At 41.7% G+C, this 10,594-nt stretch carries 10 protein-coding genes and 1 pseudogene; 5 read left to right on the top strand and 6 right to left on the bottom strand.

Annotated elements, in window-relative coordinates; translation table 11 throughout:
• Positions 1–52: 52 nt before the first annotated feature.
• The 3 genes from JCM14108_RS07880 to JCM14108_RS07870 form a co-directional block, all read right to left on the bottom strand.
• Positions 53–376 (bottom strand): membrane protein, encoded by a 324-nt coding sequence (locus JCM14108_RS07880; RefSeq protein WP_035179957.1) that lies wholly within the window; start codon positions 374–376, stop codon positions 53–55.
• Between the two features lie 22 nt (positions 377–398).
• Positions 399–872 (bottom strand): hypothetical protein, encoded by a 474-nt coding sequence (locus JCM14108_RS07875; protein ID WP_035179954.1) that lies wholly within the window; start codon positions 870–872, stop codon positions 399–401.
• 280 nt (positions 873–1,152) lie between these two features.
• Positions 1,153–4,107, bottom strand: coding sequence for an MMPL family transporter (locus tag JCM14108_RS07870; protein ID WP_035179952.1), 2,955 nt, complete (start codon positions 4,105–4,107; stop codon positions 1,153–1,155).
• 168 nt (positions 4,108–4,275) lie between these two features.
• Here JCM14108_RS07870 and JCM14108_RS16225 point away from each other — a divergent pair.
• Positions 4,276–4,838 (top strand): annotated as a pseudogene (locus JCM14108_RS16225) (TetR/AcrR family transcriptional regulator).
• 223 nt (positions 4,839–5,061) lie between these two features.
• On the top strand, positions 5,062–5,361 hold the full coding sequence (locus JCM14108_RS07860) for a DUF2316 family protein (protein WP_035179951.1): 300 nt from the start codon (positions 5,062–5,064) through the stop codon (positions 5,359–5,361).
• 81 nt (positions 5,362–5,442) lie between these two features.
• Here JCM14108_RS07860 and JCM14108_RS07855 read toward each other — a convergent pair whose 3' ends face one another.
• Positions 5,443–6,087, bottom strand: a complete 645-nt coding sequence (locus JCM14108_RS07855; protein ID WP_081759873.1) for a DUF3862 domain-containing protein — start codon at positions 6,085–6,087, stop codon at positions 5,443–5,445.
• A gap of 348 nt (positions 6,088–6,435) precedes the next feature.
• On the opposite strand from JCM14108_RS07855, the gene JCM14108_RS07850 reads away from it, so the two are divergent.
• From JCM14108_RS07850 to JCM14108_RS07840, 3 genes are all read left to right on the top strand, one after another.
• Positions 6,436–7,872 carry an aspartate ammonia-lyase gene (locus tag JCM14108_RS07850; protein WP_081759872.1) on the top strand — a complete coding sequence of 479 codons (1,437 nt, stop codon included), beginning with the start codon at positions 6,436–6,438 and terminating at the stop codon, positions 7,870–7,872.
• A gap of 184 nt (positions 7,873–8,056) precedes the next feature.
• The gene (locus JCM14108_RS07845; RefSeq protein ID WP_035179948.1) at positions 8,057–8,509 is read left to right on the top strand and encodes a MarR family winged helix-turn-helix transcriptional regulator; all 453 of its coding nucleotides are present in this window, start codon (positions 8,057–8,059) and stop codon (positions 8,507–8,509) included.
• Between the two features lie 37 nt (positions 8,510–8,546).
• A complete protein-coding gene (locus JCM14108_RS07840) occupies positions 8,547–9,062 on the top strand; it encodes a GNAT family N-acetyltransferase (RefSeq protein ID WP_035179946.1) in 516 nt (171 codons plus the stop codon).
• Between the two features lie 84 nt (positions 9,063–9,146).
• Here JCM14108_RS07840 and JCM14108_RS07835 read toward each other — a convergent pair whose 3' ends face one another.
• Positions 9,147–9,728, bottom strand: coding sequence for a zinc ribbon domain-containing protein (locus tag JCM14108_RS07835; protein ID WP_035179945.1), 582 nt, complete (start codon positions 9,726–9,728; stop codon positions 9,147–9,149).
• 193 nt (positions 9,729–9,921) lie between these two features.
• The gene (locus JCM14108_RS07830; RefSeq protein ID WP_035179942.1) at positions 9,922–10,551 is read right to left on the bottom strand and encodes a DapH/DapD/GlmU-related protein; all 630 of its coding nucleotides are present in this window, start codon (positions 10,549–10,551) and stop codon (positions 9,922–9,924) included.
• Positions 10,552–10,594: the final 43 nt, after the last annotated feature.

The raw sequence follows: 10,594 nt of genomic DNA, 5'->3' as shown, positions 1-10,594 counted from the left end.
TTGTTACAGTCCCTTTTTGACACGGCTTTGAAACCGCTTAATTGAGTTGTTATTAATCAGCGATTAAAATTTTAATTCCCAAGTACAAATTATAAACAAATACCGCGAAGTCAACCAAAGCAACCAAGACCACTAAAATGATGAACATAATTCCCGTGACTTGAGAATCCTTTGTTGTGAGCCCGGTGATGCCGATTACCATGAATGTGAGGATCGTTAATACCAAGGGGATCAAATGCAGGATAAAGGCTCTTCTGGCCGTTTCGTGCATATCTGGATAATGACTGGTAACCACCCAAACGATAAAGGGAAATATAAAGGGCGCAAAGACGATTGATAGATAAGACAGTGCGTTAACGATTTTATTTTGAGACATACTTCATTCCTCCAAAAGGGGTTTATTTGGAATAGGATTTGTATACGGGTGCTCTGAATAGATCGACGTAACCGCCGGCAGCACTATAATCTCTAAGAACTTTTACTTTCTGGCGATTAATGGTTCGATAGGTGGTTTTCCAGCCGCCATCACTTTCATAGGATTTATTTGCAAGGGCGTTAAAAGTGAATTTATTGGTCCCTTTGATTTTGGCAACCGCCAATTTTTTATAATCTTTCCAATTACTGCGAAACAAGCTGTGGGTTTTACCCTTATACGTTTGAGTGACCGAGTATTTATTGATGTGGGTAACGCACATATGACCGTTAACGTAGGAATACCAGTTACCACGCCAAGTCGGCGGTGTATAGCGATAGATCTTGCCAATTTTAAAATAAGCAGCATTTACCGGTTCACTGTGAGTAGATTGCGCGATAGCTCCAAACATTAGCCCCATAAGCGGCAAGATAAGCAACTTAAGAAATTTTTTTGTCATTTTTGTTGATAATTCCTTTCATAACGTGAATTTCTGTGAATGATAAAATTGATTCCAGTAATACAATTATATATGCAATATATCGTCTTTTGAAGGGGACTGTCAAATTGCGGGAATTACCGGATGGGTTAACCGGCAAATATTGGCTCGAACGGTAGCTGTTTTTTTGGCTTTTTAATAGCTGTTGTTATTATGCCAAAAAGCGACCAAACAAAATTTTTGTCTGGTCGCTTTTTCCATGTAGTTATTTAACTTAAGCTGATGAAAAAGGTTGATCTAATTACGACTCTGAGTGTTTACTGCGACGAGTTGGATGTTTCTTTTCATCCGCTTCTAGTTTCTTCTGGTACATCTTGTCATTAACGTAAGGATAGGTCCATTTAATCATTGCCGACATGATAATAGGCAATGTGATGACCAAGATGATGAGCCCAACAATAACGGCAGTTGCTACTTGGATTAAAGTTAATACGTTGGATGGGATCAGCGCAGCAAATGTACCGCCCAGGATAATGGCTGCCGAGATGACCACTGTACCGATAATGGTGGCGGCGTGCAGAATACGACGGCGAACATCCGGAATGGCACTGGCATCGTCCCGATAGCGCATCATTAGGAAAATACTGTAATCAACACCAAGTGCAATCAGCATAATAAAGCTGAAGAACGGTGTGTTCCATGTTAGCATGTCCCGAGCCATCAAATATCCTGACAGCAAACGCGTAATTTGAAGGGACCCAAAGTAGGTGACAACCAATGTTCCAATGATTGTTAATGCTTGGACAAGCGAACGGGTAACAATCATAAGTGCTAACCCGATTCCAACCAGCATAATCGCAACCGTTCTTAAGAAATCGCCATTAGCTGTTTTTTGTAAATCGGCAGTTTGCGAACTTTGACCACCCACGGCAACCGTTGCATTTTTAAGATCCGTGTTCTTTAGCCGTGCTTTTACATCGGCTGAAATTGTCCGAATTCGTTTGGCTGACTGTGTGGTGCTTGGATCGGATGTTAAAACGATCGAAATGTTGGTAATCTTTCGGTTCTTGGACATATATGAATCAAGAGACGGTGTAAACGAAGCGCTCTTAATTGTATCGGCCGGCATGTAGAATGTGTCGCCCAAGTAGGATTTTTGCATTTGTTTCAAATAATTGTTAACGGTATTTGTACCGCTGTCAATTTGACCCAGGGCATTGGTAGCTGAGGTCAGCCCCTGTTGCAACTGTTGAGTTTGAGATTCGAGCTGTTTCATTTTTCTGTTCAACTGTTGTACACCGTTGTTAACTTGTGTGCTGCCACTTGCAACCCGTTTTGCGCCGGAAGTCAGGGATGAACTGTTTTGCTGCAATTGAGAACTTCCCTGATTCAACCGGTTCAGACCACTGGCAAACGGCGTTGATTGTGACCGTAATTGACCAAGTCCCGATGTCACAGAACTTGATCCGGCAGCTAACCGGCCTGCTTGACGTTGAACAGTCGGAATTCGGCCGGTTTGGCGCTGAAGCTGGCGAATACCAGCGGTTACCTGTCGGCTGCCTGCCTGCAGCCGACCAGTACTGGTGGTGAGCGAAGCGGCACCTTGACTTAGTTGTTGCGAGCCGCTTGATAATTGACCGACGCCGGCAGTGTAGCTGGAAACACCTTGGCTGAGCTGCTGGGCGCCGGATTGGAGACTTTTGGCGCCGTTGGCAAGCTTTTGAACTTGAGCGGCACTTTGGGATGCGTTGGAACTAGCTAATTTCTTATTGGCACTCTTAAGCCCCTTTTGAACTTTTTTGAGTCCGTAGTTTGCCTGATTTAAGCCGCTGACCAGCTTACCCAACTGACTTTTCAGATAAAGCTGTTTAATCTTGTCACCGCTGGGCCGGGTAACGGATGCAACTGTTTTAACCCCCGGTTCTGATTTCAGGTAACCGGTTAAATCATCTAATTCCGCCAAGTCCTTTTGGGTATTCAGGGGTTTTTTACTTTCAATGTATAGGGTAGATGGACCGGACATTCCGGCCGGATAGTGTGCTTGAATAACTTCATAGCCAGCTTTTGACTGGACTGTGTTTGGTAATTCATCGGCATTGTTAAAGTTTAACTGTTGTTTTCCCAGGAATAGTAACGGAATTGCCGCAATTACTAAAATGCCGACCATCACAAAGGTATGTGATAGCGTTAACTTTGATAGCCAATGCCACAAAAAGCTTCGATCATGTGCCGACAGATCTTTACTTGGCCAGAACAGTTTTTCACCAAGTGTTGCCATAAAGAACATATTAAAGGTTAATAGAACGGCCAATAGAATGGCAACACCAACGGCGACGGCAACCCCGGAGCGATAGAATGAAAATTTTGCAAGTGCTAGAGCCGTAAAGCCGATTAAAACGGATGAGCCACTGTATAAAATGGTTCTGCCGGCGTGCTTTCGGGCAGTCCGGGAAGCCGTAACTGCCGCAACGCCGTTCTTGATCTCTTCTTTAAACCGGTCATACAGCAAAATATTGTAGTCGGTACCAATTCCAAACAGAACGACCACCAAAAAGACCTGGGTAAAGTTGGAGATTGGAAAGTTGTATTTATCTGCCAGGTTCATCACGATGTTCAAAGAAATTAGATAGGATAGACCAACTGTTAGCAGTGAAATAAATGGAATGAGTAACGACCTGAATACAATTACCAAGACAATAAAAATAAAGACGGCCGCGATAATTTCGGTTTTTTGGAGTCCCTTTTCAGTTACGGTAGAAAAATCTTCGTTTAGGATATCATTTCCCGTTACGTAAGTTCGCAAACCGGAAGTCTTGATTTTATTTAAAAGTTTGTCGGTCTGGGAACGAACTTTATACTTACTGGGAAGCGTGACCATCACCATTTGAGTTGTTTTATCGTCTGAAGTGAGCTGCTTTTTAGCGGCGGCATTATCACCGGGGCTTGTCACACTACTGGTATGTAAGCTCGAATCGTTGCGAACAGCATTGGCCGCGTCGGTAATTTGTTGCGACTGTTCGGCTGTGATTTTACCGTTTTTATTATTGAAAACCAATATTAAACTGCGAACGGATTTACCGCCTGAGGCCTTCTTTTGAATTTTATTGGCAACCTCACTTTCAACGTTGGCTGGTAGGGTAATGGCACCCTTATCACGAACCAGCTGTGAAATATTCGGCAGGGTAAAAATAGCAATTAATGCCAATCCAAGCCAAATAATCAGTGCTAAGACGTGTTTTTCACGAAACTTTTGCATTTATCTTTCTCCCCTTTGTTATAATTAGTTAACGACTGTTTAAACTTGGACACTTGTATAAGCTACTTGAAAATGATAAACTCAGCATGGATTTAACGCAAGTTACAATTTATTGCATTTGTTTAAATTTAGACAAAATGTTAAAAGTGCAAAAATAGGAGACTGCTTATGAAGTACGATTTGTCAAAAAAACCAACCCGTGGTGCCCAACGAACACTGACTGCTTTTTTCAAAACCATGCTGGGGCTGTTGTCGAAAAAAGCCTTTGAGACAATTAGTGTTAATGAAATCTGCCAAGTCAGCAATTTTCCCAGAGCGACCTTTTATAACTATTTTGATGATAAGTATGATTTGGTCGATTATTGTTGGCACGTATTGGCAGCTGAGATCGAAGTTGACAGATTACCAAAGTTGAATCCGATAAAGCTTTGATTGTTTACTTTGATCGGTTGTATGAAATCTTTGAAAAAAATCAGGAACTTCTGAATAATATTTTAAAAAACAACGCTTTCTCCGGGACGTTGGTGACTAGTTTTATAAACTACTTAAAAAATATTATGCAGAAAATTTTCTATGAGTCTTTGAACTATTCAAAATCAGAGATTCCTACCCAATTAATGGCGGATCATTGTAGTGAAACCGTGCTGCTTATCTTGGAGTGGATTTTTCTCAAGCAAAAACCAACGACCAAGGAGCAGGCACATAAATATTTGGAGACTTTATTGGATTAGTAGTTTTGGCAACCCAACCAAAAATAGTTAGTGTGGCTGACAGGTCAATGATAAACCTGTATATCTGTTATTATAAACGTTACGTTGGGCCATCTCAATGGCCACAATGACGCGGATAGGTGGAAGAATGATTTGTTAACGGATACAAAATATGCTACCATCTTATCTAACGTGAATTTAATCACGTTCAAATATCAATAACCCATTTTAAGGAAGTGACGTCATGTCTCTTACAGCGGATGAAATTGCAGCGACAATTGATGAGTTACAGCGAAACTTTGACTTGGCGAATGTTTCTTTGGAAACGGCTGCAGCCGACTTACATACGACGCCGGTTCATCTCAAACAGGTCTTGAATTTAAAGGTTACCCGAATTGAGGAACCGTGGATCTTGAGAAATTATTTGGTTAAAGTCATTTTGGACCATGAAAAGGAGCCATACCCTTTTTCCAAGCTAACCGGCAACCCCAGGCGCTATCAATTTTTAAATCATCAATTTATTCAGGCTGGTAAATTAGCCTGAAATTATAAAACAAAATCAGTTATCAGCGTAAAGGAACTGACAGTTGACCTGTAGGTAGGGCGACTGTCAGTATTTTTTTGTTTAATTGGTGTCATGCACCTTTGTGGTGATGATAGTTTTTGAAGTTAGCCGATTACCCGCAAATAATAAATTATAAGCCCGACCATTTTTACTGATGATATATGTTAGATTGTGGGCCGATACTTCACCCTGGCCGGTTAAGGACTCGGCATCGGGATTTCCCAGGTCCCTAATAACGGTTTGGTATGAAGTGCCAAGATTAAGATTTTGAAATCGGCTTTTAGCCGGGTAATGCCGCTTTGAGCGGGTTGCTTGAAGATATCCCTTGCCAATCGCGTGGTTGTTTAGGAACTCTACTGTAACGGCGGCCGCCCGAAAACCATCGCTAAGCCTAGTCCATGAATACTGCACAGCTGCTTTTTTATCAGTGGTGCCTTCCACGGTGACCCGACTTTTGGAATTGGGTTTACCAAAGACACGTAGAACCTGCTTTTGTGTGGTACCGTCTTTGGGTGAGGCAATGTTTCCCAGTTTTATGTGATGATAGTCTGAGCGGCTGATGGCTTTATTGCGGCTGGCACCGGCAAAAGACTGGGCGGTTTTTGAGCTTGCGTTGTGACTGTTTTTTTGATTACCGTTATTGCTGCAGGCGGTTAATGAGATGCTAACGAAACACACTGCGAAAATTATAATTAGTTTTTTCAACGAACAATTCCCCCAATTAATTTGAATTCAGTTGATAGTTTAAGGATACCAAAGACAAAGACAATTGTTATGAAATTTAATGAATTTTGAAATAATTAAACTGACTGAAAGCTGATCGGCTGATCTACCTGGTGATAACAGAAATACTACATGTAATGTTTTATTACATAAACGGATAAAATCGGCTGAAATGATAAAAAAGCGTTAATAGCTGTCATTCAAATGTCATCATTGGTATGATTGACTATTGGTTGGCAGAAAAGAAGTTGGTTGACAAAAAATAAAATAGGTATATATTTATTTTTGTAAGTTGATGTTAAAAGATATTACATGAAATGGGGATTGGCAATGAGATTAGAAAAGGATTGTATTGGTGAGATGTTTATTTCGGATGAAGTATTGTACGGGATCCATACTTTGCGGGCAAAACATAATTTCCCGATTACGAATCAACGGGTCAACCCATTGATAATTGAGAGTTATTTACAAATTAAAAAGGCGGCCGCATTGGTTAATCAAAAGGCGGGAACGTTAAATCGCAAAAAAGCGGCGCTGATTATTTCGGCATGTAATGAACTATTATTTTCGAAAGATTTTCAAGCGTTTATTGTACCAGCTATTCAGGGGGGTGCCGGAACATCAACTAACATGAATGTCAATGAAGTGGTTGCCCGTTTGGCAATGAAAATCAGCGCGCAATCCGGGCGTGAAGCAATAAAAATTCATCCTAATGATGATGTCAATCAATCCCAGTCGACTAATGACACATATCCGACAGCAGGTAAGATGGCGATGCTAAAGGCAATTGAACCACTGGAAGAAAAGATTAATCAACTAATCCATGTGCTCGAACAGAAAGCGATGGTGTACAGTCAGGCAGTCAAAGTAGGCCGCACGCAGCTGCAGGATGCGGTGCCGACAACTTTCGGTAGAAGTTTTAACGCATATGCGGCGGGCTTTAAGCGTGATTTACGAAAATTAAAAGCCGTTGAAAAGCAGCTTTGTCAGGTGAACCTTGGCGGCACCGCGATTGGGACTGGACTTAACGCAAGCCAATCGTATGAAAAAGCCATTGTGCCGGCCCTAAGTCGAATTGCCGGGATACCGCTGACACAGGCGACCGATTTGGTAGATGCAACCCAAAACAGTGATGCTTTTACAAGTTTATCCGGTATTTTAAAGGGTGTGGCTGTTAATTTATCAAAAATGTGTCATGACCTTCGATTGCTGGCAAGCGGTCCTCAAGCGGGGCTGGGAGAAATTTCACTTCCCAAAGTTCAAGCCGGCTCTTCAATTATGCCGGGGAAAATCAATCCGGTGATTCCCGAAGTTGTTAACCAGGTTGCCTTCGAAGTAATTGGTAAGGACTTAACGGTGACAATGGCTGCTGAAAGTGGTCAGCTGGAACTAAATGCTTTTGAACCCATTATGTTTAAAGAAATTTTAACCAGTGAGGCGCACTTAACAAAAGCCGTTCAAACGTTGATTGACAACTGCCTGGTTGGCCTGCAGGTAAATGTTGACCGTTGTCGAGACGAGGTTAACCATTCTTCAATTGCCGCGACGATCCTTTCACCGTATCTGGGTTATGAGCGAACGACGGCCTTAATTAAGACGTCTGAAAAAACCAATATCCCTGTTAAACACCTGGTTGAAAATGCGGGGTTGTTACCAAAAGATTTGGTTGAAAAGCTGTTTTCTACCGAGGTGCTGACAAATACAAAGCAGGTTCCTGTTAGTGGTCAAAAGCCGCTGATGAATAAGCGTTCCGGTTCTGTTAGGTAAGAGTGGTATGAAAGGCGGTTAATTTCCAGAAAACAGTTTTACTTGTTAGTAATCGTAGGAGCATGGGATTGAGACAAATTATTTTTGTTTCAATCCCAATTCCTTTATAATATTTTTATTGCATATACAACAAAAATATTATAAAATAGCCCTATTGCACGAAGGTAACGAGGGAGGGACCAAAGTGGCGGAAATTTTAAGGCCAATCGGGGTTATTGCCCGGGCATTGGACGCAATTGCCAATGTTGAATTTAAGCGATTTGATCTGTCGAAGGGCCAATATTTATATCTGATCCGGATTTATGAACACCCGGGAATCATTCAGGAGCGTTTAGCTGAAATGATTAAGGTAGATCGAACGACTGCCGCCCGGGCTATTCAAAAATTAGAAAAGAGCGGCCTCATTGAAAAGCGCCCTGATGACAACAATAAAAAAATTCGGCGGCTGTTTGTCTCGGAGCGGGGCAGGCAGTTGGCACCAGTTATTGAACGGGAAAACCATTATTCCAATAAAATGGCATTAACGGGGCTTTCCAATCAGCAGGCTGACCAACTTGCAGAACTGCTTGAAAAAGTCAGCCAAAACGTGAGTGATGATTGGGAACGGGTAAAAAAAGGTCATCAACGATTGTATTAGTAACAGCGGTTAATTAATTAAAGGAGACGAAGCTTAGATGAGTGTGTTATTAAGAGAGTGTACGTTGGCTGATGTAGGGGCACTTCAGCAAATTAGCAGGGAGACATTTACGGATACATTTGGTGATGCCAATCAGCAGGCTGATTTGGATCGCTATTTGACGAAAGCTTATAACACTGATCAATTGACCAAAGAATTATCGGATCCCGAATCAGCATTTTTCTTTATTTATATGGATGATCAGTTGGCGGGGTATTTAAAGGTTAATTTTGGCAATAATCAAACCGAACAATACGGAACGGACAAACTTGAAGTGCAACGGATTTATATTCGGCCATCATTTAAACATTTGGGCTTGGGAACCCACTTAATGAATAAAGCTTTCGAAATTGCCAGGCGGGTTTCCAAACACCGGATTTGGCTGGGTGTCTGGGAACATAACGAGAGTGCCAAAAAGTTTTATCAAAAGCTGGGGTTTGTCCAGGTCGGCGAGCATGTTTTTACTTTGGGCAGCAGCCGACAGCGGGACTTAATCATGGCAAAGGATATTTGATTGGAAAAACCAGAAAGCGTGATTGGCAACAACTAACAAGTTGGTGCTAATCACGCTTTTTAACTGATCTATGATTCAACCAACTTAATGATATTTATCAGCAATATTATATTTAATTTTTCCCTGATCGACTTTTAGCAGGAGTTTGTTTTTATCATCGCGAGCAGTTACTTTGATTTTTGAATACAGTTGGTTGGCGTAAACGTGCTTAAATGAATTTGATCGTCGTTTGACGCGGGCAACAAACCGATTCCAAGTTGCCGGCTTGCCCGCCTTCAGTTTCTTCACAGCTTTGCTTGAATTTGAAATCTTAATTGAAACACCTTTATTCTTATCGACTTTGATTTTAGGCTTTTTACCAAAAGGCGTTTTTTCTTGAGCATTAAATAAATATTGATTTAATTCCCGACCGACTGTTTTGTGACCAGGACCGTCCTGAAGCCGACACGAGCTGGCAAAAGCTACGATAATTAAAAAGCCGACAGCCAGCATCGTTAGCCGGCCAAGGGGCGTATCACGCCATTCAACGACTCTTTGCATTCGGGAATGGTTGTCTTCACTTTCACTTAACCAAGGTTGTTTTGCGCCACAATAAGGGCAAAAGTTTGCGTATGCGGGAATTCGTTTGCCGCACATTACGCAAGACTTTGTTTTTTCCTGCGACATGTTAGTTTCCTCCAATATGTACCTGAATAGCTTCCAACTGTTAATTATAGCAAAAAAAGCGCTAATGAAAGCCAATTTCAGTATTAAAAATGAAGCTGTTTACTATTATACAACTGCCAATGGTCAAAGAATTCATTGAAATAAAAAAGACTGCAACCTGTAATAATTGGCTGGCAGTCTTTAATCGTTAATTTCATGCTTTTGGTAAATGTTTATCAATAAATTCCTTGACGGGTAAGCGGAAATCAAGGTAATATTTTTCAATGTCTTCTCGTGGCCAATTCCACCAGGCAATTTTTTCCATGTCCGTTTTGATTTCGTCAGGGAACCGATCTTTGATTGGCTTTGCCGGAACACCGCCCACAATTGTATAGGGGGCAACGTCTTTGGTCACAACGGCGCCTGATCCAATGACAGCACCATCGCCGACGGTTACACCGGCCTGAACAATGGCCCCATGGCCGATCCAAACGTCATTACCAATAGTTGTTCGAACGTGGGTCCGCTTTTCCAGAAAATCCGTATCAGGATGTTCAAACCCATAGGCGCCACCGTTATATAATGAGATGTGTTGAGCCGGTCGATCATAGGGATGATTGGTTGGGCCAATTCGAATCATGGCAGCCATACTAATAAATTTTTGGAGATCACTGTTTTGAATAAAGCAATACTGACCGGTATACGTGTAGTCACCAATGGTGCTGTTATCGATCAGATTGCTCGCACCGATTTCGACCCACTGGCCAAAAGTTGTATTTTTGGTTTGCGTATTTTTACCGATGGTTGGTTTATCCTGTGACAGCCTGACAAAATCAATATGCATAACGTTCAACTTCTTTCTCTCAAAATTTACTATTGGTATAATA

The organism is Lentilactobacillus farraginis DSM 18382 = JCM 14108, assembly GCF_000583655.1.
Taxonomy (GTDB): domain Bacteria; phylum Bacillota; class Bacilli; order Lactobacillales; family Lactobacillaceae; genus Lentilactobacillus; species Lentilactobacillus farraginis.
This window is presented reverse-complemented; position numbering and strand designations above follow the sequence as displayed.

Bases quoted from the DNA above. Each gene is read 5' to 3' on its own strand.
- JCM14108_RS07880 (WP_035179957.1), bottom strand. From the start codon at position 376: ATGTCTCAAAATAAAATCGTTAACGCACTGTCTTATCTATCAATCGTC.
- JCM14108_RS07875 (WP_035179954.1), bottom strand. From the start codon at position 872: ATGACAAAAAAATTTCTTAAGTTGCTTATCTTGCCGCTTATGGGGCTA.
- JCM14108_RS07870 (WP_035179952.1), bottom strand. From the start codon at position 4,107: ATGCAAAAGTTTCGTGAAAAACACGTCTTAGCACTGATTATTTGGCTT.
- JCM14108_RS07860 (WP_035179951.1), top strand. From the start codon at position 5,062: ATGTCTCTTACAGCGGATGAAATTGCAGCGACAATTGATGAGTTACAG.
- JCM14108_RS07850 (WP_081759872.1), top strand. From the start codon at position 6,436: ATGAGATTAGAAAAGGATTGTATTGGTGAGATGTTTATTTCGGATGAA.
- JCM14108_RS07840 (WP_035179946.1), top strand. From the start codon at position 8,547: ATGAGTGTGTTATTAAGAGAGTGTACGTTGGCTGATGTAGGGGCACTT.
- JCM14108_RS07835 (WP_035179945.1), bottom strand. From the start codon at position 9,728: ATGTCGCAGGAAAAAACAAAGTCTTGCGTAATGTGCGGCAAACGAATT.
- JCM14108_RS07830 (WP_035179942.1), bottom strand. From the start codon at position 10,551: ATGCATATTGATTTTGTCAGGCTGTCACAGGATAAACCAACCATCGGT.